Source organism: Pseudomonas beijingensis, assembly GCF_030687295.1.
In the GTDB taxonomy this organism is placed as follows: domain Bacteria; phylum Pseudomonadota; class Gammaproteobacteria; order Pseudomonadales; family Pseudomonadaceae; genus Aquipseudomonas; species Aquipseudomonas beijingensis.
The window spans coordinates 889,928-913,285 of sequence record NZ_CP117425.1 but is presented as its reverse complement, the minus strand read 5'-3'; the positions used below and the strand labels follow the sequence as shown (position 1 = coordinate 913,285).

Annotated in this window: 19 protein-coding genes; 4 read left to right on the top strand and 15 right to left on the bottom strand. The window is 59.4% G+C overall.

Going from position 1 to position 23,358, the window contains the following annotated elements:
• Positions 1–4: 4 nt before the first annotated feature.
• Positions 5–256 carry a hypothetical protein gene (locus PSH84_RS04235; protein ID WP_122565952.1) on the top strand — a complete coding sequence of 84 codons (252 nt, stop codon included), beginning with the start codon at positions 5–7 and terminating at the stop codon, positions 254–256.
• A 77-nt stretch (positions 257–333) separates the two neighbouring features.
• On the opposite strand, the gene PSH84_RS04230 is transcribed toward PSH84_RS04235, so the two are convergent.
• The 11 genes from PSH84_RS04230 to sdhC form a co-directional block, all read right to left on the bottom strand.
• Positions 334–1,071: a DUF599 domain-containing protein gene (locus PSH84_RS04230; protein WP_305482331.1), complete on the bottom strand. Its 738-nt coding sequence runs from the start codon at positions 1,069–1,071 to the stop codon at positions 334–336.
• Between the two features lie 269 nt (positions 1,072–1,340).
• Positions 1,341–2,654 carry a branched-chain amino acid transport system II carrier protein gene (brnQ, locus tag PSH84_RS04225; RefSeq protein WP_122565954.1) on the bottom strand — a complete coding sequence of 438 codons (1,314 nt, stop codon included), beginning with the start codon at positions 2,652–2,654 and terminating at the stop codon, positions 1,341–1,343.
• A 478-nt stretch (positions 2,655–3,132) separates the two neighbouring features.
• Positions 3,133–4,017, bottom strand: coding sequence for a succinate--CoA ligase subunit alpha (sucD, locus tag PSH84_RS04220; protein ID WP_014339581.1), 885 nt, complete (start codon positions 4,015–4,017; stop codon positions 3,133–3,135).
• Positions 4,017–5,183, bottom strand: coding sequence for an ADP-forming succinate--CoA ligase subunit beta (gene sucC, locus PSH84_RS04215; RefSeq protein ID WP_003179235.1), 1,167 nt, complete (start codon positions 5,181–5,183; stop codon positions 4,017–4,019). The genes sucD and sucC overlap by 1 nt, the downstream gene beginning before the upstream one ends.
• A gap of 196 nt (positions 5,184–5,379) precedes the next feature.
• Positions 5,380–6,816: a dihydrolipoyl dehydrogenase gene (gene lpdA, locus PSH84_RS04210; protein ID WP_122565955.1), complete on the bottom strand. Its 1,437-nt coding sequence runs from the start codon at positions 6,814–6,816 to the stop codon at positions 5,380–5,382.
• Positions 6,817–6,927: 111 nt separating this feature from the next.
• Complete coding sequence (odhB, locus tag PSH84_RS04205) at positions 6,928–8,151, bottom strand: 2-oxoglutarate dehydrogenase complex dihydrolipoyllysine-residue succinyltransferase (RefSeq protein WP_122565956.1); 1,224 nt, start codon at positions 8,149–8,151, stop codon at positions 6,928–6,930.
• 44 nt (positions 8,152–8,195) lie between these two features.
• Positions 8,196–11,027, bottom strand: coding sequence for a 2-oxoglutarate dehydrogenase E1 component (locus PSH84_RS04200; RefSeq protein ID WP_122565957.1), 2,832 nt, complete (start codon positions 11,025–11,027; stop codon positions 8,196–8,198).
• Positions 11,028–11,288: 261 nt separating this feature from the next.
• Positions 11,289–11,993: a succinate dehydrogenase iron-sulfur subunit gene (locus tag PSH84_RS04195; protein ID WP_122565958.1), complete on the bottom strand. Its 705-nt coding sequence runs from the start codon at positions 11,991–11,993 to the stop codon at positions 11,289–11,291.
• 11 nt (positions 11,994–12,004) lie between these two features.
• Positions 12,005–13,777 (bottom strand): succinate dehydrogenase flavoprotein subunit, encoded by a 1,773-nt coding sequence (sdhA, locus tag PSH84_RS04190; RefSeq protein ID WP_053123969.1) that lies wholly within the window; start codon positions 13,775–13,777, stop codon positions 12,005–12,007.
• A gap of 3 nt (positions 13,778–13,780) precedes the next feature.
• The gene (sdhD, locus tag PSH84_RS04185) at positions 13,781–14,149 is read right to left on the bottom strand and encodes a succinate dehydrogenase, hydrophobic membrane anchor protein (protein WP_030138327.1); all 369 of its coding nucleotides are present in this window, start codon (positions 14,147–14,149) and stop codon (positions 13,781–13,783) included.
• The gene (sdhC, locus tag PSH84_RS04180; protein WP_003179220.1) at positions 14,143–14,517 is read right to left on the bottom strand and encodes a succinate dehydrogenase, cytochrome b556 subunit; all 375 of its coding nucleotides are present in this window, start codon (positions 14,515–14,517) and stop codon (positions 14,143–14,145) included. Before sdhC ends, sdhD begins: the two co-directional genes overlap by 7 nt.
• Before the next feature lie 365 nt (positions 14,518–14,882).
• Here sdhC and gltA point away from each other — a divergent pair, with 365 nt between their 5' ends.
• Entirely contained in the window at positions 14,883–16,172 is a 1,290-nt protein-coding gene (gene gltA / locus PSH84_RS04175; protein ID WP_003204440.1) for a citrate synthase, read from the top strand.
• A gap of 331 nt (positions 16,173–16,503) precedes the next feature.
• Here the strand turns inward: gltA and PSH84_RS04170 are convergent, their stop codons facing one another.
• From PSH84_RS04170 to PSH84_RS04160, 3 genes are all read right to left on the bottom strand, one after another.
• Entirely contained in the window at positions 16,504–18,162 is a 1,659-nt protein-coding gene (locus tag PSH84_RS04170; RefSeq protein ID WP_122565960.1) for a cation acetate symporter, read from the bottom strand.
• Positions 18,159–18,470 carry a DUF485 domain-containing protein gene (locus tag PSH84_RS04165; protein WP_122565961.1) on the bottom strand — a complete coding sequence of 104 codons (312 nt, stop codon included), beginning with the start codon at positions 18,468–18,470 and terminating at the stop codon, positions 18,159–18,161. The genes PSH84_RS04170 and PSH84_RS04165 overlap by 4 nt, the downstream gene beginning before the upstream one ends.
• A gap of 318 nt (positions 18,471–18,788) precedes the next feature.
• The gene (locus tag PSH84_RS04160; RefSeq protein ID WP_122565963.1) at positions 18,789–19,643 is read right to left on the bottom strand and encodes a glycine betaine ABC transporter substrate-binding protein; all 855 of its coding nucleotides are present in this window, start codon (positions 19,641–19,643) and stop codon (positions 18,789–18,791) included.
• 425 nt (positions 19,644–20,068) lie between these two features.
• On the opposite strand from PSH84_RS04160, the gene PSH84_RS04155 reads away from it, so the two are divergent.
• Positions 20,069–21,367, top strand: a complete 1,299-nt coding sequence (locus PSH84_RS04155; protein WP_122565964.1) for a serine/threonine protein kinase — start codon at positions 20,069–20,071, stop codon at positions 21,365–21,367.
• A complete protein-coding gene (locus PSH84_RS04150; protein ID WP_046063621.1) occupies positions 21,360–22,148 on the top strand; it encodes an MlaA family lipoprotein in 789 nt (262 codons plus the stop codon). Before PSH84_RS04155 ends, PSH84_RS04150 begins: the two co-directional genes overlap by 8 nt.
• A gap of 133 nt (positions 22,149–22,281) precedes the next feature.
• Here PSH84_RS04150 and PSH84_RS04145 read toward each other — a convergent pair whose 3' ends face one another.
• Entirely contained in the window at positions 22,282–23,196 is a 915-nt protein-coding gene (locus tag PSH84_RS04145) for a DUF808 domain-containing protein (protein WP_305467927.1), read from the bottom strand.
• Positions 23,197–23,358 lie beyond the last annotated feature (162 nt).

Below are 23,358 nucleotides of genomic sequence, written 5' to 3'. Positions count from 1 at the left end.
CCCCATGCGTAAGACTTTTGCTATTGCCTTGATGTTGGCCGCCTCCCTCGGTCTCGCTGCCTGCGATAAAAAATCCGAGGACAAAGCTCAAGATGCCAACCAACACGCTGAGCAAGCTCAGCAAGACATGAACAAAGCACAGGATAAAGTGAACGACGCGGCGAAAGAAAACGCCGAAGCTGCCAAAGCTCAGGCCGAATCGAACGCAGCCGCTGCGAAGGAAGAAGCACCTGCTACCGCGCCTAAAACCAACTGATACGGTTTTAGCAGCAAAAGAAAACCCGCCTGGTGCGGGTTTTCTTTTGCCTGCGATTCGGGAAAACGGCCGAGCAGTCAGGCCGCTTCCTTGCCAACCTCGGGCACTGGCACTTCCGTGGGGGTATAGACCATCACATCCAGCACATCGGAATGAAACTCGCGCTGATACAACACAAACACCACACCAGCACTCATCAACATGAATAACCAGGGGCTGACGAACCACGCCAACATGGTCATGCCGAAATAATAGGCACGCAGGCCGAAGTTGAATTGGTTGGCCGCCATGGAGATCACCCGCGCCGCCCTTAGGGCAAAGGCTTTGCGCTCCTGCTCCGACACATGCCGCTCACCGATCATCGGCGCCGAGCCAATCAGCACCGCCGCGAAGTTGTATTGGCGCATGCACCAACTGAAGGTGAAAAACGCGTAGACAAACACCAGCGCCAGGCACAGCAACTTGACCTCCGCCATGCCCTGGGAAGCCTGCTGCACCATGGGGATGTCCGCCAGCAACGATACGGCCCGATCAGACGCCCCAAGTACCGTCAGGATGCCGGCCAGAATAATCAGCGTGCTGGAGGCGAAGAATGAAGCGTTGCGCTCCAGGTTGCGGATCACGCTGGCATCGGCGATGCGGTTCTCGCGCAACAGCATGCGCCGCATCCAATCTTCGCGGTACAGGTGCATGACACTGGCCAGGCAGGCGGTATCGCGGGCCTTCCAGGTGGCGTAACGGGTGTAGCCCGCCCAGCAGATGATGAACCAGGCGGCGGCAAGCAGATGGATCAGGTTGGCTTGGATGAATGACATTCGATTTCCTGTGACGAAACTAATCTGTGGCAACTTGCAATGGACCCTGTGGGAGCGGGCTTGCTCGCGAATGCGGTGTATCAGACCGCACATTTGTAGCTGAAACACCGCATTCGCGAGCAAGCCCGCTCCCACAAGGTTTTGTGCAAGCCTTTCAAGACACTGCTTCGACGTTAGCCCACGAAAAAAGACACCGCACTCAAGAAAAATGCCCCGTATCGATTGATACGGGGCATTTCGGTTTTATCGGTGAAGCTGCTTGAAGCCGATCAGGCCAACGCTTCGCTGCGCTTGCCCAGCAGGCGATCACACACCACCGCGACGGCCAAGGTCATCACCGAAGGCACCAACCAGGCCAGGCCTTGTTCGCTCAGCGGCAAGTGGGCCAGTTGCGTCGGCATCCAGTCCGCCAGCCCGGCGCCCTTGAGCGCATCGATCAGGCCAAACAGGAACGACACCAGCATCACCGGACCAACGATGCGACCCTGCTCGTGCCAGAAGTCCTTGCAAAAGCTCAGGGCCACCAGGGCGATGCACGGCGGGTAGATCGCGGTGAGGACCGGAATCGAGAACGCGATCAGCTTGGTCAGGCCCAGGTTGGACACCAGCAGCGAAAAGGCTGCCAGGATCACGACCAGAGTCTTGTAGGACAGCGGCAGGACGCGACTGAAGTACTCGGCGCAGGCGCAGGTCAGGCCGACCGCGGTCACCAGGCATGCGAGGGAGATCAGTACCGCCAGGAAACCGCTGCCCAGGCTGCCGAAGGTGTGTTGCACGTAGGCATGCAACACCGCGGCGCCGTTGGTCGCGCCCGTGGCCACTTCGTGGCTGCCCGAACCCAGGCGGAACAAGCTGACGTAGACCAGCGCCAGGCCCACCCCGGCAATCAGCCCGGCGATGATCGCGTAGCGGGTGATCAAGGCCGGCGATTCGACGCCCCGGGAACGGATCGCGTTGACGATGACGATGCCGAACACCAAGGCGCCCAGGGTATCCATGGTCAGGTAGCCATTGATGAAACCTTGGGAGAACGGTGCCGCCACGTATTCGGGGGTCGCCACGCCGATATCGCCGGCCGGCAAGGCAAACGCGGCGATGCCGAGCACGGCCAGGGCGATGATCTTCAGGGGGGCAAGGAAACGTCCGACGGTGTCCAGCAGGCGACCCGGGTAGAGCGAGATGAAAAACACCAGCAGGAAATACACGGCGCTATAGAGGAACAGTGCCAGCGGGCTTTCGCCAGTCAACGGCGCCAGACCAACTTCGAACGAAACGGTGGCGGTACGCGGCGTGGCGAACAACGGGCCGACGGCCAAGTAGCACACCGCCGCCAGCAAGCCGCCGGCGATCTTGCCGATGGGGCTGCTCAAGGCGTCCATCGCACCACCCACCTTGGCCAGTGCCACGACCGTGATGACCGGCAGCCCGACCGCCGTGATCAAGAAGCCCAGCGCAGCCATCCAGACATGAGGCCCGGACTGCAAACCGACGATAGGCGGGAAGATGATGTTGCCAGCCCCGACGAACAGGGCAAATGTCATGAAACCAAGCGCCAGGATATCCTGGCCTTTCAACACTTTCATTAAGGAAACCACACTACTGAATCGGAATTTAGAGAGGGATTTCCCTTATGGGTAGAGGGAAATGCTGCCGATCCGTATGGGATCGACCCGTTTAGCGCGGCGCTTCCTTGTGGGCAGCGGTCGCAAAAATGGCTGCTAGCCTAACGAATTTGCGCGAAAAACGCACTGTTAAGGGGCGGACTATCCGATGCGCGACGTTCATGTGTCGCGTTTACGTATCTATTTTTCCTCACAAAACCCTGTGGCAAGGGGATTTATCTGTGGGAGCAAGGCTTGCCCGCGATGGCATCAACGTGATCTGACAGATAGAACCGAGTCGCCTGTATCGCGGGCAAGCCTTGCTCCCACAGAGCGTTGTTCACAAAGCCTTGCTCCTACACAGTCTTGTTCCCACATATCCTTGCTCCCATAGTGCCAGAAACGACAAAGGCCACCCGAAGGTGGCCTTTGTTGCTGGAACAAAAAAGTCAGCCGAAGCTTACTTCTTCATTTCCCAGCCAGTCAGCTCGGCCAGGGCCTTGCCGATGTCTGCCAGCGAACGCACGGTTTTCACGCCTGCGTCTTGCAGCGCAGCGAATTTCTCGTCTGCAGTGCCTTTGCCGCCAGAGATGATTGCACCAGCATGACCCATGCGCTTGCCCGGAGGAGCAGTCACACCAGCGATGTAGGAAACAACCGGCTTGGTCACGTTGGCCTTGATGTAGGCAGCGGCTTCTTCTTCAGCCGAACCGCCGATCTCACCGATCATGACGATCGCTTCGGTCTTCGGGTCTTCCTGGAACAGCTTCAGGATGTCGATGAAGTTCGAGCCTGGGATCGGGTCACCGCCGATGCCGACGCAAGTCGACTGACCGAAACCGGCGTCAGTGGTCTGCTTCACAGCTTCGTAGGTCAGGGTGCCGGAACGGGAAACGATACCGACCTTGCCTGGCAAGTGAATGTGACCTGGCATGATGCCGATCTTGCATTCGCCTGGGGTGATCACGCCTGGGCAGTTAGGGCCGATCAGGGTGATACCCAGCTCGTCGCACTTGACCTTGGCTTCCAGCATGTCGATGGTCGGGATGCCTTCGGTGATGCAGACGATCAGCTTGATGCCGCCGAACGCTGCTTCAAGGATGGAATCCTTGCAGAAAGGAGCTGGAACGTAGATCACGCTGGCGGTGGCGCCAGTGGCAGCTACAGCGTCTTTCACGGTGTTGAAGACCGGCAGGCCCAGGTGCTCGGTGCCGCCTTTGCCCGGTGTTACGCCGCCAACCATCTTGGTGCCGTATTCCAGGGCTTGCTGGGTGTGGAAACTACCTTGCGAACCGGTAATACCCTGGCAGATAACCTTGGTGTCTTTATTGATCAGGACGCTCATTATTTGCCCTCCGCAGCTTTAACGACTTGTTGAGCAGCGTCGGTCAGGCTGGTAGCAGCGATGATGTTCAAACCGCTTTCTGCCAGTACTTTAGCGCCCAGCTCAGCGTTGTTGCCTTCGAGGCGAACAACAACCGGGATTTTCACGCCGACTTCTTTCACGGCGCCGATGATGCCTTCGGCAATCATGTCGCAGCGAACGATGCCGCCGAAGATGTTGACCAGTACTGCGGCGACGTTAGTGTCGGACAGGATGATCTTGAACGCTTCGGTTACACGTTCCTTGGTAGCACCGCCGCCCACGTCGAGGAAGTTGGCTGGCTTGCCGCCATGCAGGTTGACGATGTCCATGGTACCCATGGCCAGGCCGGCACCGTTGACCATGCAGCCGATGTTGCCTTCCAGGGCTACGTAGTTCAGTTCGAACTTGGCAGCGTGCGCTTCGCGCGGATCGTCTTGCGACGGATCGTGGAAAGTCTTCAGCTTAGGCTGACGGTACATGGCGTTGGCGTCGATGTTGATCTTGGCATCGAGGCAGTGCAGATCGCCGTCGGCCTTGATCACCAGCGGGTTCACTTCCAGCAGTGCCAGGTCGTGGTCCTGGAACAGCTTGGCCAGACCTACGAAGATCTTGGCGAATTGAGTGACCTGCTTGCCTTCCAGACCCAGCTGGAAAGCCAGCTCGCGACCCTGGAATGGCTGTGCGCCAACCAGTGGATCGATGGTGGCCTTGAGGATTTTCTCAGGGGTATCGTGAGCGATTTTCTCGATGTCCACGCCACCTTCGGTGGAAGCCATGAACACGATGCGACGGCTCGAACGATCAACGACAGCGCCCAGGTACAGCTCTTTAGCGATATCAGTGCACGATTCAACCAGGATCTTGGTGACTGGCTGACCGTTGGCGTCAGTCTGGTAAGTCACCAGACGCTTGCCCAGCCACTGCTGTGCGAAGGCTTTGGCGTCTTCTTTGCTGCGAACCAGCTTGACGCCGCCCGCTTTACCGCGACCACCGGCGTGAACCTGGGCTTTGACAACCCATTCGCTGCCGCCGATTTTGTCGCAAGCTTCTGCTGCCGCTTCCGGGGTGTCTACCGCGTAACCGGTGGATACTGGCAGGCCGTACTCAGCGAACAGCTGCTTACCCTGATACTCGTGAAGATTCATGCTTATTACCGTCTTCGTTAGGTACTGCGCATTCGGTGCTGCACCGTGCTGGTGCCGCACCACCTGTGACTGCTGCTTGCGCAGCGTTCCGGACAACCGGTGTCGCTACGCAAGGCTGCGTCCAGCGGATATTCCGCGGTGAGTCTTGCTCGCAAGGCTCACGACGGGCCATACCGCCGTGGTTTCTTATTGTCTATTAACGCTTCTTGCGGTTGGCCACGTGGATGGCGCCGCCATTTACGGCCAGGGCCGCTTCGTGCAAGGCTTCGGACAGGGTCGGATGGGAGAAGACCATCATGCCCAGGTCTTCAGCGCTGGTGCCGAATTCCATGCCGATCGCGCCTTGCTGTACCAGCTCGGCAGCGCTCGGGCCAATGACGTGAACGCCCAATACGCGATCCGTCTTGGCATCGGCGATGACTTTCACGAAACCACCGGTATCGTTGGCTGCCATGGCACGGCCACTGGCGGCGAACGGGAAGGTGCCGACGTTAACTTCAACGCCTTCGGCTTTCAAGGCCTGCTCGGTCTTGCCAACCCATGCGATTTCCGGGTGGGTGTAGATAACCGAAGGGATCAGGTCGTAGTTCATCTGGGCTTTGTGGCCCTTGATGCGCTCGACAACCATGATGCCTTCCTCGGACGCCTTGTGCGCCAGCATCATGCCGCGGACCACGTCACCGATGGCGAAGACGCCCGGTACGGCGGTTGCGCAATGATCGTCAACGTGGATGAAGCCGCGCTCATCGATTTCCACGCCGCTGTCGGCAGCCAGCAAGTCGGTGGTCACCGGGCGACGGCCGACCGCTACGATCAGCTTGTCGAAGGTGATGGTCTGTTCGCCCTTGGCGTCGGTGTAGTTCACCACGACTTCTTCGCCGTTGACCTTCGAACCGGTCACGCGAGCGCCCAGCTTGATGTCCAGGCCCTGTTTGGTCAGGGTTTTCAGCGCTTCCTTGGACACCGCGGTGTCAGCGGCCATCAGGAAGGTGTCGAGGGCTTCGAGCACGGTCACTTCAGCGCCCAGGCGCGACCATACCGAACCCAGCTCGAGGCCGATCACGCCAGCGCCGATCACGCCCAGGCGTTTTGGCACGGTCTGGAATTCCAGGGCGCCGGTGGAGTCGACGATCACGTTCTGGTCAACCGGAGCCGGTGGGATGTCGATCGGACGCGAGCCTGGCGCCAGGATGACGTTTTCGGCTTCGATCACTTCAACCGAACCGTCTGGCTTGGTCACTTCGACTTTCTTGCCCATCAGCAGCTTGCCGTGGCCTTCGATGGAGGTCACGCCGTTGGCCTTGAACAGGGTGGCGACACCGCTGGTCAGGTTCTTGACGATGCCAGCCTTGCGGCCAACCATCGCGGCGACGTCCATTTTCACTTCACCGGTAGAGATACCGTGAACGTTGAAGCTTTCTTTCGCTTCCTTGTATTTCCAGGAGCTGTCCAGCAGCGCCTTGGAAGGAATGCAACCGACGTTCAGGCAAGTACCGCCCAAGGCCTGTTTGCCTTCCTTGTCGGTGTATTTCTCGATGCAGGCAGTGGTAAGGCCCAGTTGCGCAGCCTTGATGGCCGCTACGTAGCCGCCAGGGCCCGCACCAATCACTACCACGTCGAATTTCTGAGTCATGAGTCATTCCTTTTCGAATCAAACCGGACGATCACTTGTGATGACCGTCGAGGGACGAAACCGGTTGTTTCAGCAAGAGGCCGGTCGACAGACCGGCCCTCGCGGCGAAAATCAGATATCCAGCAGCAGACGAGCCGGATCTTCAAGCAGGTTCTTGATGGTGACCAGGAACGTCACAGCTTCTTTGCCGTCGATCAGGCGGTGATCGTAAGACAGAGCCAGGTACATCATCGGACGAATCACGACCTGACCATTGATCGCCATCGGACGCTGCAGGATGTTGTGCATGCCCAGGATAGCCGCTTGCGGCGGGTTGACGATCGGGGTCGACATCATCGAACCGAATGTACCACCGTTGGTGATGGTGAACGTACCGCCGGTCATCTCTTCGATGGACAGCTTGCCGTCACGGGCCTTCTTGCCGAAGGTGGCGATGCCGCCTTCGATTTCGGCCAGGCTCATCAGTTCGGCGTTGCGCAGTACCGGAACCACCAGGCCACGGTCGCTGGAAACCGCGACACCGATGTCGGCGTAGCCGTGGTAGACGATGTCGGAACCGTCGATCGACGCGTTGACGGCCGGGAAGCGTTTCAGCGCTTCGGTGGCAGCCTTGACGAAGAACGACATGAAGCCCAGGCGTACGCCGTTGTGGGACTTCTCGAACAGGTCCTTGTACTTCGAACGCAGGGCCATGACTTCGGTCATGTCGACTTCGTTGAAGGTGGTCAGCATCGCCATGTTCGACTGAGCTTCAACCAGACGCTCGGCAACCTTGGCACGCAGGCGGGTCATTGGAACGCGCTTTTCAACGCGGTCACCGGCAGCGAACACCGGAGCGGCGGCGGCCGGCGCGGCAGGCTTGGACGGGGCAGCGGCTGGCGCGGCTTTCTTGGCGGCAACGGCGGCCACCACGTCTTCCTTGGTCACACGACCGCCCTTGCCGGTGCCGGCAACGGAAGCGATGTTGATGCCATTCTCTTCGGCAATCTTGCGAGCAGCAGGCGCAGCGACTGGATCGTCTTCGCCATCGGCGGCTGGAGCAGCAGCTTGGGCAGCGGCAGGCGCAGCAGCGGCGGCTGGAGCGGCGGCGGCAGCGCCGCCCTCTTCGATCGAGCCCAGGACCTGGTTCGACAGAACGGTAGCGCCCTCCTCGGCAATGATTGCGCCCAGCACGCCGTCAGCTTCGGCCAACACTTCCAGCACGACCTTGTCGGTCTCGATGTCGACGATCAGGTCGTCACGCTTGACGGCCTCGCCTGGTTTCTTGTGCCAGGTGGCAACGGTGCCATCGGCAACCGATTCCGGGAATGACGGGGCTTTGATTTCGATAGCCATTATCTGTGGGTCCTTAAAATTCGGTTTCAGTCAGCGCGAAGGCGTTAAACAGTGAAGGCATCTTGCAGCAGTTTTTCCTGCTGCTCGGCGTGCATCGACGCATAACCACACGCAGGTGCAGCGGAAGCATCACGGCCGGCATATTCCAGGCCCAGGGCCTTGTTATGGTTGCCGATGCTGCGACGCAGGTGATGCTGGCTGCTGTACCACGCGCCTTGGTTCATCGGTTCTTCCTGACACCACACCACATGGGTGAGGTTGGTGTAAGGCGCGATGGCCTCCATCAGGTCCTCTTCCGGGAACGGGTAAAGCTGCTCGATACGCACGATGGCGATGTCTTCGCGGCCTTCGGCACGACGTTTTTCCAGCAAGTCGTAGTAGACCTTGCCGCTGCACAGGATCAGGCGAGTCACCTTCGCCGCGTCCAGGGTATCGATTTCCGAAATGACGGTCTGGAACGAGCCTTCGGCCAGGTCCTCGAGCGTTGAGATCGCCAGCTTGTGACGCAGCAGCGACTTCGGTGTCAGCACGATCAGCGGCTTGCGCAGCGGACGGATGACCTGGCGACGCAGCAGGTGGTAGATCTGTGCCGGGGTCGTTGGTACGCAAACCTGGACGTTGTGCTCGGCGCACAGTTGCAGGTAACGCTCCAGACGTGCCGACGAGTGCTCCGGCCCCTGCCCTTCATAACCGTGTGGCAACAGCATGGTCAGACCGCAGAGACGGCCCCACTTGTGCTCGCCGCTGGTGATGAACTGGTCGACAACCACCTGGGCACCGTTGGCGAAGTCGCCGAATTGGGCTTCCCAGATCACCAGGGCATTTGGCTCGGTGGTGGAATAGCCATATTCGAACGCCAGGACGGCTTCTTCGGACAGCAGCGAATCGTACAAGTCGAAACGTGGCTGGCCTTTGTACAGGTGTTGCAGCGGGATGTAGGTGCTGGCGTCTTTCTGGTTGTGCAGCGCCGCGTGGCGGTGCGAGAAAGTACCGCGGCCTACGTCCTGGCCGGTGATGCGAATCGGGTGACCTTCGAACGCCAGGGTCGCGTACGCCATGGTTTCGGCGTAACCCCAGTTGATCGGCAGGCCGCCGGCTTGCATCTTCTGCCGGTCTTCGTAGATCTTCGCAACCTGGCGCTGGACCACGAAGCCTTCCGGGATTTCCAGCAGCTTGGCGGACAGTTCCTGCAGGGTCTTGAGGTCGAAACGCGTGTCGTGACGCGCGGTCCAGGCGTGGCCCAGATACGGACGCCAGTCCACGAACAACTCTTTGTTCGGTTCCTTGACCAGGCTTTTTACAACGTGCAGGCCGTTATCCAGGGCATTGCGATATTCATCGACTTTTTCCTGGACGCGCTCTGCATCCAGCACGCCGCCTTGGGTCAGGCGCTCGGCATACAGTTCACGGGTGGTGCGCTGCTTGGCGATCTGCTGGTACATCAGAGGCTGGGTACCGCTAGGCTCGTCGGCCTCGTTGTGGCCGCGACGACGGTAGCAGACCAGGTCGATCACCACGTCGCGCTTGTACTGCATGCGGTAGTCGATGGCCAACTGGGTCACGAACAGCACCGCTTCCGGATCATCGCCATTCACATGGAGAATCGGCGCCTGGATCATCTTCGCGACGTCGGTTGCATACTCGGTGGAACGCGAGTCCAGCGGGTTGCTGATGGTGAAACCGACCTGGTTGTTGATCACGATGTGCACGGTGCCGCCGGTCTTGAAACCGCGGGTCTGCGACATCTGGAAGGTTTCCATGACCACGCCTTGACCGGCGAATGCCGCGTCACCGTGGATGGAGATCGGCAGCACCTTCTCGCCGGTCGGGTCGTTGCGACGATCCTGGCGGGCACGGACCGAACCCTCGACCACCGGGGAAACGATTTCCAGGTGGGACGGGTTGAAAGCCATGGCCAAGTGGACTTCGCCACCGGTGGTCATCACGTTGGACGAGAAGCCTTGGTGGTACTTCACGTCACCGGAGCCCAGCTCGACCTTCTTCTTGCCTTCGAACTCGTCGAACAGCTCGCGCGGGTTCTTGCCGAAGGTGTTGACCAGCACGTTCAGGCGGCCACGGTGAGCCATGCCGATGACCACTTCCTTGGTGCCGTAGGAACCGGAACGCTGGATCAGCTCATCCAGCATTGGAATCAGGCTTTCGCCGCCTTCCAGGCCGAAACGCTTGGTGCCCGGATATTTGGTACCCAGGTATTTTTCCAGGCCTTCACCGGCGGTGACGCGCTCGAGCAAGTGGCTCTTGATGTCGGCGGAGTACGTCGGACGGCCACGAACGCTTTCCAGACGCTGCTGGAACCACTGGCGCTGCTCGGAATCGGTGATGTGCGTGAATTCAGCGCCGATGGTGCGGCAATATGTCTGCTGCAACGCTTCGTGAATTTCGCGTAGGCTCGCTTCCTCTTTGCCGATGAACAGGTCGCCGGCACGGAAGGTCGTATCAAGGTCGGCATTGGTCAAGCCGTAGTGAGTGATCGACAGGTCTGCAGGTGCAGGACGCTGCCACAGCCCCAGCGGGTCAAGCTGGGCTGCCTGGTGGCCACGCATCCGGTAGGCCTGGATCAGTCGCAATACTTCAACTTGCTTCTTCTCGTGCTCGGAGCTCACGCTGCCGGCAGACACCGGTTGAGCGCGGCGCTGGTTCTTTGCCAGCAGCACGAAATGATCGCGAATCGTCGAGTGCGAAACATCAGTGGCAGAGTTACCGTCAGCCGGCAACTTCTGAAAGTAGGTGCGCCATTCTTCTGGCACAGCGTTAGGGTCGTGCAGGTAGAGCTCGTAGAGCTCTTCCACATAGGCAGCGTTACCACCGGAGAGGTGGGCACTGTTCCACATGCGCTGCATCACGCTTTCTTGCATGCTTGGTCACCCTCGATTAGGGGAACACCACCGGCGAAAACACCGAGCAAACTTGCAGAAGTCCGAGTGCAGCGACTAAAACAAGCCACTTAGGATCACGCTGATAGTCCGGGTACCAGCCCGGATGCCCCTGCTTGTCTCATTTCTTCAAAATAAGAACCGCCGCTTTGTGAGCGGCTGTTCTGGTTATAGCCAAGACGCGGGTTGAAGCCCGCGCCTGGCCTTTACGGGTACAGCGGTTCTACGGGTACAGCAGCTGAATCACACGCCGTTTTGCAGCAGCATGTTACGTACGTGACCGATGGCCTTAGTCGGGTTCAGGCCTTTCGGGCAGACGTTGACGCAGTTCATGATCCCGCGGCAGCGGAATACGCTGAACGGGTCATCCAGTGCGGCCAGACGCTCGGACGTCTTGGTGTCACGGCTGTCTGCCAGGAAGCGGTACGCTTGCAGCAGGGCGGCCGGGCCCAGGAACTTGTCCGGGTTCCACCAGAAGGATGGGCACGAGGTCGAGCAGCAAGCGCACAGGATGCACTCGTACAGACCGTCGAGCTTCTCACGCTCTTCCGGGGACTGCAGACGCTCGATGGCCGGAGCCGGCGTGTCGTTCTGCAGGAATGGCTTCACCTTCTCGTATTGCTTGTAGAAGATGCTCATATCGACGACCAGGTCACGGATAACCGGCAAACCTGGCAACGGACGAACCACCAGCTTGTTGCCCTTGACCACGGCCGACAGCGGCGTGATGCAGGCCAGGCCGTTCTTGCCGTTGATGTTCATGCCGTCGGAGCCGCAAACGCCCTCACGGCAAGAGCGACGATAGGAAAAACCTTCGTCCTGCTCCTTGATCAGGGCCAGCACGTCCAGCACCATCAGGTCTTTACCACCGGTATCGACCTTGAATTCCTGCATGAACGGCGCAGCGTCCTGATCAGGGTTGTAGCGATAAACACTGACTTGCAACATAGCGGTCACCCTTAATAAGTCCGGACTTTTGGTTCGAAAGTCGGAACAGTCTTCGGCGAGAAGTTCACGGCACGCTTGGCGACGCGTTTTTCACCCGGGAAGTACAAGGTGTGGCACAGCCAGTTTTCGTCGTCACGGTCTTCGAAGTCTTCGCGGGCGTGGGCGCCACGGGACTCTTTACGCACTTCTGCGGCGATGGCGGTGGCTTCTGCCACTTCCAGCAGGTTCTGCAACTCCAGCGCTTCGATACGGGCAGTGTTGAACGCCTGCGACTTATCGTTGATCTTCACGTTGGCGATTCGTTCACGCAATTGCGCCAACTGGGCAATACCCTTCTGCATGTATTCGCCGGTACGGAACACACCGAAGTAGTTCTGCATGCAGTTTTGCAGCTCGCGACGCAGGGTTGCCACGTCCTCGCCTTCGGTACGCTCGTTCAGAGCGGACAGACGCGCCAGGGCGGCTTCGATGTTGGCGTCGGTGGCATCGTCATATTCGATACCGTCGGACAGCGCTTTCTCCAAGTGCAGGCCGGCAGCACGACCGAAGACCACCAGGTCGAGCAGCGAGTTGCCGCCCAGGCGGTTGGCACCGTGGACCGATACGCACGCCACTTCACCCACTGCGAACAGGCCAGGGATGATTTCGTCCACGCCTTCGCCGTTCTGGGTGATCGCCTGGCCGTGAATGTTGGTGGCAACGCCGCCCATCATATAGTGGCAGGTTGGAACCACTGGAACCGGCGCGACGACCGGGTCGACGTGGGCGAAGGTCTTGGACAGTTCGCAGATACCTGGCAGGCGGCTGTGCAGCACTTCCTCGCCCAGGTGATCGAGCTTGAGCATCACGTGGTCGCCATTCGGACCGCAACCGTTGCCGGCGATGATTTCTTTCACCATCGAACGGGCAACTACGTCGCGACCGGCAAGGTCCTTGGCGTTCGGCGCATAACGCTCCATGAAACGCTCGCCGTGCTTGTTGATCAGGTAACCGCCTTCACCGCGGCAACCTTCGGTGACCAGTACACCGGCGCCGGCGATGCCGGTCGGGTGGAACTGCCACATTTCGATGTCTTGTACCGGCACGCCAGCACGCAGGGCCATGCCAACGCCGTCACCGGTGTTGATCAGGGCATTGGTGGTGGAAGCGTAGATACGGCCTGCACCGCCGGTCGCCAGTACGGTGGCCTTGGCGCGGATGTAGGTGGTTTCGCCGGTTTCGATGCAGATCGCGATCACACCGACGAAGGCGCCGTCCTGGTTCTTCACCAGGTCAACGGCATAGTACTCGTTCAGGAACGTAGTACCGGCTTTCAGGTTGCCCTGGTACAGGGTGTGCAGCAGTGCGTGACCGGTACGGTCGGACGCCGCGCAAGTACGCGCAGCCTGGCCGCCCTTGCCGTAGTCCTTGGACTGGCCACCGAACGGACGCTGGTAGATACGACCTTGCTCGGTACGCGAGAACGGCATGCCCATGTGGTCCAGCTCGAACACAGCGGCCGGGCCTTCCTGACACATGTATTCGATCGCGTCCTGGTCACCGATGTAGTCGGAACCCTTGACGGTATCGTACATGTGCCAGCGCCAGTCATCGTTCGGGTCGGCCGAAGCGATGGCACAGGTGATGCCACCCTGGGCGGAAACGGTGTGCGAACGCGTTGGGAAAACCTTGGTGATCACGGCAGTCTTGTGACCGCCCTGTGCCAGTTGCAGCGCTGCGCGCATGCCGGCACCGCCACCACCAATGATGATGGCGTCGAAAGAAATCGTTGGAATGTTAGCCATGGATCAGATACCCCAGAGAATCTGCACACCCCAGACGAAGTAAGCGAACATCGCAACGCCGCATACCGCCTGGAAAAGGAAACGTACGGCAGTCGCCGACTTGCCGAACGCCATTTGCGTCAGGTAGTCGGTCGCGATGGTCCACATGCCGACCCAGGCGTGAGCGCCCAGTGCGACGAGTGCCAGCAGACTGAAGATGCGCATCCAGTTGTTTGCGAACAGTTCATGCCATTGGGCGTAGCCAATGCCAGGGTTTGCCACGACATATCCAATCAGGAAAATGAAGTAAGCCGCGAGAACGACCGCAGACACACGCTGGGCCATCCAGTCATACAGGCCCGAACGCGAAAGGTTCGTGACGTTGGTTACCATATCCAGACTCCTGCCAGAACGATCAGCACCGCAGACACGGCGATAATGATTTTCGAGCCCAGCTTGCCGCCTTCCAGCGTCTCACCGATGCCCATGTCCATGATCAAGTGGCGCACACCGGCAACCAAGTGATACAGCAAGGCGGACAGGATGCCCCAAATCACTAGCTTGGCTAGCGGACTGGTCAGACACGCTTTCACCTGACCGAAGCCTTCTTCCGAATCGAGCGACTTGTCCAATGCATAAAGCATGATGGCCAGGCTGACGAAGAGGATGACACCGGAAATACGGTGAAGAATGGACGTGTAAGCAGTGACTGGGAGTTTGATGGTCCTTAGGTCTAGGTTTACAGGTCGTTGGCTTTTCACGGCTTTTTTTTCACACTGAAGAGCCCCTAACAATCAGGGCAAAGTTGTTGGGGCGCGCACTGGTCAGGTACTCACCACCCAGGGAGTGACGACCCCCAAGAAAGCAGGCCCAAAAGCCCCTGGCGGTCGGTGGCCGAGTATAGACAGTTAGGCTACTAATGACAACGCGTTCACCTTCCCCTAATAGCGCATTGCACATATGGCGCAAAAGGCGTAAACGGCAGGCAATTTCGCGGAAAAAGTGCGGTTAAAGCCTTCTGGAGCAAGACTTTAGGCAAATTGACTTTCGGATTTATCTCACTATAGTGGTGCGGGCCCTGCGTGGGGGGTCTGTCTGATGATTTCAAGCATTAATAGGAGGCCACATGGCTGACAAAAAAGCGCAGTTGATCATCGAGGGCGCAGCCCCCGTCGAGCTGCCCATTTTAACCGGCACCGTTGGTCCCGATGTAATCGACGTACGGGGCCTGACGGCCACGGGCCGTTTCACCTTTGACCCAGGTTTCATGTCGACCGCCTCGTGCGAGTCGAAAATCACCTACATCGACGGCGACAACGGCATCCTGCTGCACCGCGGCTACCCGATCGAGCAACTGGCTGAAAAATCGGACTACCTGGAAACCTGCTACCTGCTGCTCAACGGCGAGCTGCCAACCGCAGAGCAAAAGGCCCAGTTCGTCAGCACCGTGAAGAACCACACCATGGTTCACGAGCAGTTGAAGACCTTCTTCAACGGTTTCCGTCGCGATGCCCACCCGATGGCCGTCATGTGCGGCGTTGTCGGTGCCCTCTCGGCCTTCTACCACGACTCCCTGGACATCAATAACCCCCAGCATCGCGAAATCTCCGCGATCCGCCTGGTGGCGAAGATGCCGACCCTGGCAGCCATGGTCTACAAGTACTCCATGGGCCAGCCCATGATGTACCCGCGCAACGACCTGACCTATGCAGAGAACTTCCTGCATATGATGTTCAACACCCCGTGCGAGATCAAACCGATCAGCCCGGTGCTCGCCAAGGCCATGGACCGGATCTTCATCCTCCATGCCGACCACGAGCAGAACGCCTCTACGTCCACCGTGCGCCTGGCAGGCTCCTCGGGTGCCAACCCGTTCGCCTGTATCGCCGCCGGTATCGCCGCACTCTGGGGCCCTGCCCACGGCGGTGCCAACGAAGCGGTACTGACCATGCTCGATGAAATCGGCGATGTCTCGAACATCGACAAGTTCATCGCCAAGGCCAAGGACAAGAACGATCCGTTCAAGCTGATGGGCTTCGGTCACCGGGTCTACAAGAACCGCGACCCGCGCGCCACCGTCATGAAGCAGACCTGCGACGAAGTACTCAAGGAACTGGGGATCAAGAACGATCCGCAACTCGAACTGGCCATGCGCCTGGAAGAGATCGCCCTGACCGACCCGTACTTCATCGAGCGCTCGCTGTACCCGAACGTCGACTTCTACTCGGGGATCATCCTCAAGGCGATCGGCATTCCAACCAGCATGTTCACCGTGATCTTCGCCCTGGCGCGGACCGTGGGCTGGATCTCCCACTGGAAGGAAATGCTCTCCAGCCCGTACAAGATCGGCCGCCCGCGCCAGCTGTACACCGGCTACGAGTCGCGTGACATCACCCAGCTGGAAGACCGCAAGTAAGACCTGCCTTGCAATGAGGTCTTGAGCTGCACCGAAACAGCCCCTGCTTCTTATATAAGAGCAGGGGCTGTTTTGTTTGGGTCTCTTTTCATCTGATCCAGAAGCTGCATTGGCAGACCCGGCGCCATCGCGAGCAAGCTCGCTCCCACCGTTGACCGGTTGTGAACACAGAACCTGTACTCACTTGAGATCCCCTGTGGGAGCGAGCTTGCTCGCGTTGACGGCAGCCCTGCCAACCCTTAAACCCAGCACAAAAAAATACCCCAGCCTCTGGACCGGGGTATTTCTTCAAACGCACCGCTTTAACTTGAAGCTTTCAGCTTGTCGCTGCTTAGTGATTAACCGCCCCACTCGCCCCCAAACCAGTTTGCGAACGCACGAACTGCGGGAAGAACAGCGCCCGCTCGTTCGCGCCTTCAGCCGACTTGTCGGTGACGGAGAAGAACCAGATGCCGACAAACGCAATGGCCATGGAGAACAGCGCTGGGTATTCGTACGGGAAGATAGCCTTCTCGTGCCCCATGATCTGCACCCAGATGGTCGGACCGAGCACCATCAGGCCCACAGCACTGACCAGACCCAACCAGCCGCCAATCATGGCGCCACGGGTGGTCAGCTTCTTCCAGTACATCGAGAGCAGCAGTACCGGGAAGTTGCAGCTCGCCGCGATGGAGAACGCCAGGCCCACCATGAACGCGATGTTCTGCTTCTCGAACAGGATACCCAGGCCGATCGCCAGCACCGCCAGACAGATGGTGGTGATTTTCGAGACGCGAATCTCATCCTTCTCGTTGGCCTTGCCTTTCTTAATCACGCTGGCATACAGGTCATGAGACACCGCCGAGGCACCGGCCAGGGTCAGGCCCGCTACCACCGCCAGGATGGTCGCGAACGCCACCGCCGAGATGAAGCCCAGGAAGATGCTGCCGCCAACTGCGTTGGACAGATGCACCGCCGCCATGTTGTTGCCACCCAGCAAGGCACCTGCCGCGTCCTTGAAGGCCGGGTTGGTGCTGACCAGCAGAATCGCGCCGAAGCCAATGATGAAGGTCAGGATGTAGAAGTAGCCGATGAAGCCAGTGGCATACAGCACGCTCTTGCGCGCTTCCTTGGCGTCGCTCACGGTGAAGAAGCGCATCAGGATGTGTGGCAAGCCAGCGGTACCGAACATCAGCGCCAGGCCCAGGGAGAAGGCCGAGATCGGATCCTTGACCAGGCCGCCGGGGCTCATGATTGCCTCGCCTTTAGGGTGAACCTTCACCGCTTCGGCGAACAACATATTGAAGTCGAAGTTGACGTGCTTCATAACCATCAGGGCCATGAACGACGCACCCGACAGCAGCAACACCGCCTTGATGATCTGCACCCAGGTGGTGGCCAGCATGCCGCCGAACAACACGTAGAGGCACATCAGGATACCCACCAGGATCACCGCAACGTGGTAGTCCAGGCCGAACAGCAGCTGGATCAGCTTGCCGGCACCGACCATTTGCGCGATCAGATAGAACGCCACCACCACCAGCGAGCCGCAGGCGGACAGACTGCGGATCTGGGTTTGCCCGAGGCGATAGGACGCCACGTCGGCAAAGGTGTATTTCCCCAGGTTACGCAGGCGCTCGGCGATCAGGAACAGGATGATCGGCCAGCCCACCAGGAAGCCGATGGAGTAGATCAAGCCATCGTAGCCGGAGGTGAACACCAGTGCGGAAATCCCCAGGAAGGACGCCGCCGACATGTAGTCGCCTGCGATTGCCAGGCCGTTCTGGAAGCCGGTGATCTTGCCGCCGGCCGCATAGTAGTCGGCCGCCGAGTTGTTTTTCTTGGACGCCCAGTAGGTGATATATAAAGTCGCGCCGACGAAGGCCACGAACATCAGGATAGCCGCGACGTTGAGGGGTTGTTTCTGCACGGCACCCGTCAGGGCGTCAGCCGCCCAGGCACCCGGTGCAAACGCTGCGACGCTCAAAAGAGCCAGTAGACGCCGGATCATTGCTGAGCCTCCTTGAGAATCGCATTGTTCAAGTCGTCGAATTCGCCGTTGGCGCGTCGCACGTAAATGCCGGTCAGGACGAAGGCCGAGACAATCAGGCCGACGCCGATGGGGATACCCCAGGTGATGGTGGACTCAGGCGTGATCTTGGCCCCGAGAATGTGTGGCCCGTAGGCGATCAGAAGAATGAAGCCGGAATACAGCCCAAGCATGATCGCCGAGAGAATCCAGGCGAACTTTTCCCTTTTTCTCACCAGCTCCTTGAAGCGCGGGCTGTTTTGAATCGAGAGGTAAATGCTGTCGTTCATTGTTTTTATCCTCGCAGCACAGATTTAATTGGAACAGCCCTACTCTATGCGGCTCAAGGCCAGGTTCCAGACGACCTTAGTATTAGAACGACATGACGGTGCTGCCGGTTTCCCGCACATTTTCGCAGTTGCCCTCCTGTGGGAGCGAGCCAGCTCGCGATGGCGGCGCTACATTCAACATGACTGCAAGCAGATACGCCGCTACCGCGAGCCAGCTCGCTCCCACAAGGGAATTGTGGAGAAACCAGGAATTGCGGGCACAAAAAAAACCGCATGACACACGGTCATGCGGCTTTCGGAACAGCTAAACCAGGCCGATTACTTGCCGGTCCACTCCTTCACGCGGTCCGGGTGCTTGGCGACCCAGTCCTTGGCAGCGGCGTCTGGCTTGGCACCCTCTTGGATCGCCAGCATGACTTCGCCGATCTCGTCTTTCGACGCCCACTGGAATTTCTTCAGGAACTCGGCCACTTCCGGGGCCTTGGTGCCCAGCTCCTTGCTGCCGATGCTGTTTACAGTCTCAGCCGCGCCGTAGACGCCTTTCGGGTCTTCCAGGAAGCGCAGTTTCCACTTGGCGAACATCCAGTGCGGCACCCAACCGGTGACGGCGATGGATTCGTTTTTCTTCTCGGCACGAGTCAGCTCGGCGATCATGCCGGCGCCGGAACTGGCCTTGAGTTGATAACCGGTCAGGTCGTAATCCTTGATCGCCTGTTCGGTCTTGAGCATCACGCCTGAACCGGCGTCGATGCCGACGATGCGCTTCTTGAAGGAGTCGTCGGTCTTGAGATCCTCGAGCGACTTGGCCTTGACGTACTCCGGCACGATCAGGCCGATTTTTGCATCCTTGAAGTTGGGGCCGTAGTCGACCACGTTGTCTTTGTTCTTGGTCCAATAGTCGCCGTGAGTCACCGGCAGCCAGGCCGAGAGCATCGCGTCGAGTTTGCCGGTGGCCACGCCTTGCCACATGATCCCGGTCGCGACCGCTTGCAGCTTCACGTCATAACCGAGTTTTTGCTTGATCACTTCGGCGGCCACGTGGGTGGTCGCGACGCTGTCGGACCAGCCGTCAACGTAACCGATGCTCAGGGTTTTGGTTTCGGCGCTGGCCAAGGTGGAACTGATGGCCAGTACCAGTGCGGCACCTGCGCCCAAGAGTCGTCGCATCTTCATCGTTACTTCCCCGAAAGTGCTGCGCCCGACGGATGCCGGACGGCGTCAACGTATTGTTATGATGCTCAGCGCCCCCATCACGCTCGCCCTCAAACCGGTCTGAACGCCAGTGGAGTACTGACAGGATCGATCATCAACCTGTGCCGTTCCGGAACCTGCTCTGCCTGCGACGTCGAAGCAACGAGAAACGACATCAGAACGCCAGCTAATGATTACGGGCAATTGGCGCCCCTCTCACGCGTGAGATTCGCAGGCCAAATCCGGCAAATGCCAGATAACTAGCCGCCACTGCTCATGACCGTGTATCGTCCCGCTACTATCGCACCCCGTCCGTGCCTGTTTTGTGCCCGTCATGGCACTTGGCTCCGCTTCGGTGGTCATAGCCTGCGAACTTCATTCGGCACCTTCCTCTAAGGGATCCAGTCATGCTCCGTTCCTTGCGCTTCGCTGCCCTCCTCGGCGGCCTTATCCTGAGTGCGTCCGCGCTGGCGGCAGATATTGACGCCGCCAGCTATGGCTACCCCTTGACCAACCCGTTCGAGGCAACCATCGCCACCACCCCGCCGGACCTGCGTCCGGAGTTGCCACTGATCGAAGACATCAATCAGGCGGACCACAGCCTGACCCTGCGCCCGGAACGCGAGTTCATCCTGCCGGACAACTTCTGGCCGGTGAAAAGCCTCACCTACCGCATGGCCACCCAGGACAAGCCCGCGCCGCTGATCTTCCTGATCGCCGGCACCGGTGCGCGCTTTGACAGTAGCATCAATGAATACCTCAAGCGGCTCTATTACAAGGCTGGCTACCACGTTGTGCAGTTGTCCTCGCCCACCAGCTTCGACTTCATGAGCGCCGCCTCACGCTTTGCCACCCCGGGCATCAGCAAGGAAGACGCCGAAGACATGTACCGGGTAATGCAGGCGGTACGCGCGCAAAACCCGAAAGTGCCCGTCACCGAGTACTACCTGACCGGCTACAGCCTCGGCGCCCTGGACGCGGCCTTCGTCGCCCACCTGGACGAAACCCGGCGCAGCTTCAACTTCAAGAAGGTGCTGTTGCTGAACCCGCCGGTGAACCTCTACACCTCGATCACCAACCTGGACAAACTGGTGCAGACCGAGGTCAAGGGCATCAACAGCACCACGACCTTCTATGAACTGGTGCTGAACAAGCTGACCCGCTACTTCCAGCAAAAAGGCTACATCGACCTCAACGATGCCCTGCTCTATGACTTCCAACAGTCCAAGCAGCACCTGAGCAACGAGCAGATGGCGATGTTGATCGGCACCTCGTTCCGCTTTTCGGCGGCCGACATCGCGTTCACCTCGGACCTGATCAACCGGCGCGGCCTGATCATCCCACCCAAGTTCCCGATTACCGAAAGCACCAGCCTGACGCCGTTCCTCAAGCGTGCGCTGCAATGCGACTTCGACTGCTACCTCACCGAGCAGGTGATCCCGATGTGGCGCGCGCGCACCGACGGCGGCAGCCTGCTGCAACTGGTCGACCAGGTCAGCCTGTACGCGCTCAAGGATTACCTGCACGACAGCTCGAAGATTGCCGTCATGCACAATGCCGACGACGTCATTCTCGGACCGGGCGACCTGGGCTTCCTACGCAAGACTTTTGGCGATCGCCTGACGGTTTATCCACTGGGCGGTCACTGCGGCAACCTTAACTACCGCGTCAACAGCGACGCCATGCTGGAGTTTTTCCGTGGCTAAATATCTGCTGCTTATCGCTGCGTTAATGAGTGCGGGCATGGTCCACGCCGACAACAGCAAAGCCAATGCGCCTGTGGTGGTGGATTCGGACGGTTTCAAGGAACCGCTGACCAAGCTCAAGTTCAACCCAGGGCTGGACCAGCGCGAGTTCGAGCGCTCGACCCTCAACGCGTTGAACGTCTATGACCCGCTGGAATCCTGGAACCGCCGGGTCTATCACTTCAACTATCGCTTCGACCAATGGGTCTTCCTGCCCGTCGTCGATGGCTATCGCTACATTACCCCCGGCTTCGTGCGCACCGGCGTCAGCAACTTTTTCAACAACCTGGGGGACGTGCCGAACCTGATGAACAGCCTGCTGCAATTCAAGGGTAAGCGTTCAATGGAAACCACGGCGCGACTGCTGCTCAACACCACCGTCGGCATCGCCGGCCTGTGGGACCCAGCCACCGCCATGGGCCTGCCGCGCCAGAGCGAAGATTTCGGCCAGACCCTGGGCTTCTACGGCGTGCCGGGCGGCGCGTATTTCGTGCTGCCGATCTTCGGCCCGTCTAACCTGCGCGACACCTCCGGCCTGCTGGTGGACTACACAGCCGAATCGGCGATCAACTTCCTGAACGTCTCTGAAGTCAGCTCCAACCACCCGGAGTTGCTGCTTCTGCGCGGCGTCGACAAGCGCTACCAGACCAGTTTCCGCTATGGGCAACTGAACACGCCGTTCGAGTATGAAAAGGTGCGTTACGTGTACACCGAGTCGCGCAAGTTGCAGATTGCCGAGTAACTTTCGGCCACCCCAAAACCCACTGTGGGAGCGAGCTTGCTCGCGATAGCGGTCTACCAGAAAGCATTAATGCTGACTGTCAGGCCTTCATCGCGAGCAAGCTCGCTCCCACAGTTGTTTTGGGTTGTCAGGGTTAGCCTTTCAGCGCCTTCCAGATTTTGCCAATCGCCAGTACACCCACCAAAACCGCTGCCCCCGCCACAATCCCCGCCACCGCATTGAGCAACGTCGGCACGATAAACCCGGCACCACCGGCGCTGGCCGTCACGCCTTCGATCCAATGGTGCACCGCCGGCACGCCATGGGTGAGGATGCCACCACCCACCAGGAACATCGCTGCGGTGCCGATCACCGACAGGCCTTTCATCATGTAGGGTGCCGCGCTCAGGATGGCGCCGCCGATGCTTTTGGCGGCCTGTCCTGGCTTCTGGGTCAACCACAAGCCCAGGTCATCGAGCTTGACGATGCCCGCCACCAGGCCATAGACACCGACGGTCATGATGATGGCGATGCCCGACAGCACGATCACCTGCTGGGTCAGCGCCGCATCCGCGACGGTGCCGAGGGTGATGGCGATGATTTCCGCCGAGAGGATGAAGTCGGTGCGTACCGCGCCCTTGATCTTGTCCTTTTCAAAGGCCACCAGATCGACCGCCGGATCCGCCACCGCCTCGACCAATTGCGCATGTTCGGCCTGGTCCTCGGCCTTGCTGTGAAGGAACTTATGGGCGAGTTTTTCAAACCCTTCAAAACACAGGTAGGCGCCGCCCACCATCAACAACGGCGTCACCAGCCAAGGGACGAAGGCGCTGATCGCCAGCGCCGACGGCACCAGGATCAATTTGTTGATGAACGACCCCTTGGCCACTGCCCACACCACTGGCAGCTCCCGCTCGGCACGCACACCCGACACTTGCTGGGCATTGAGCGCAAGGTCATCGCCGAGCACGCCGGCGGTTTTCTTGGCGGCCATCTTGGTCATCAACGCAACATCGTCGAGCACGGTGGCGATGTCGTCGATCAGTACCAGCAAACTGCTTCCAGCCATGGGGGGGCTCCTTGAATAATAATGTTGCGCAGCATACCGCGAGCCGCGGTGCCTGGTGGCCTGTACGGTTAATTCGAGTACTCAAGTTCGAGTGCCAGTGATTGCCAGGCAAGGCGCCATGACGAGTCGTAGCCCGCTACGGCGAGGAATGGTAACGCAGCT

Coding starts and splice junctions, on each gene's coding strand:
- gltA (WP_003204440.1), top strand. CDS start 14,883: ATGGCTGACAAAAAAGCGCAGTTGATCATCGAGGGCGCAGCCCCCGTC.
- PSH84_RS04200 (WP_122565957.1), bottom strand. CDS start 11,027: ATGCAAGAAAGCGTGATGCAGCGCATGTGGAACAGTGCCCACCTCTCC.
- sucC (WP_003179235.1), bottom strand. CDS start 5,183: ATGAATCTTCACGAGTATCAGGGTAAGCAGCTGTTCGCTGAGTACGGC.
- sdhA (WP_053123969.1), bottom strand. CDS start 13,777: ATGGCTAACATTCCAACGATTTCTTTCGACGCCATCATCATTGGTGGT.
- brnQ (WP_122565954.1), bottom strand. CDS start 2,654: ATGAAAGTGTTGAAAGGCCAGGATATCCTGGCGCTTGGTTTCATGACA.
- PSH84_RS04145 (WP_305467927.1), bottom strand. CDS start 23,196: ATGGCTGGAAGCAGTTTGCTGGTACTGATCGACGACATCGCCACCGTG.
- PSH84_RS04165 (WP_122565961.1), bottom strand. CDS start 18,470: ATGAACGACAGCATTTACCTCTCGATTCAAAACAGCCCGCGCTTCAAG.
- PSH84_RS04155 (WP_122565964.1), top strand. CDS start 20,069: ATGCTCCGTTCCTTGCGCTTCGCTGCCCTCCTCGGCGGCCTTATCCTG.
- lpdA (WP_122565955.1), bottom strand. CDS start 6,816: ATGACTCAGAAATTCGACGTGGTAGTGATTGGTGCGGGCCCTGGCGGC.
- PSH84_RS04160 (WP_122565963.1), bottom strand. CDS start 19,643: ATGAAGATGCGACGACTCTTGGGCGCAGGTGCCGCACTGGTACTGGCC.
- sucD (WP_014339581.1), bottom strand. CDS start 4,017: ATGAGCGTCCTGATCAATAAAGACACCAAGGTTATCTGCCAGGGTATT.
- PSH84_RS04230 (WP_305482331.1), bottom strand. CDS start 1,071: ATGTCATTCATCCAAGCCAACCTGATCCATCTGCTTGCCGCCGCCTGG.
- PSH84_RS04235 (WP_122565952.1), top strand. CDS start 5: ATGCGTAAGACTTTTGCTATTGCCTTGATGTTGGCCGCCTCCCTCGGT.
- sdhD (WP_030138327.1), bottom strand. CDS start 14,149: ATGGTAACCAACGTCACGAACCTTTCGCGTTCGGGCCTGTATGACTGG.
- PSH84_RS04195 (WP_122565958.1), bottom strand. CDS start 11,993: ATGTTGCAAGTCAGTGTTTATCGCTACAACCCTGATCAGGACGCTGCG.
- odhB (WP_122565956.1), bottom strand. CDS start 8,151: ATGGCTATCGAAATCAAAGCCCCGTCATTCCCGGAATCGGTTGCCGAT.
- PSH84_RS04170 (WP_122565960.1), bottom strand. CDS start 18,162: ATGATCCGGCGTCTACTGGCTCTTTTGAGCGTCGCAGCGTTTGCACCG.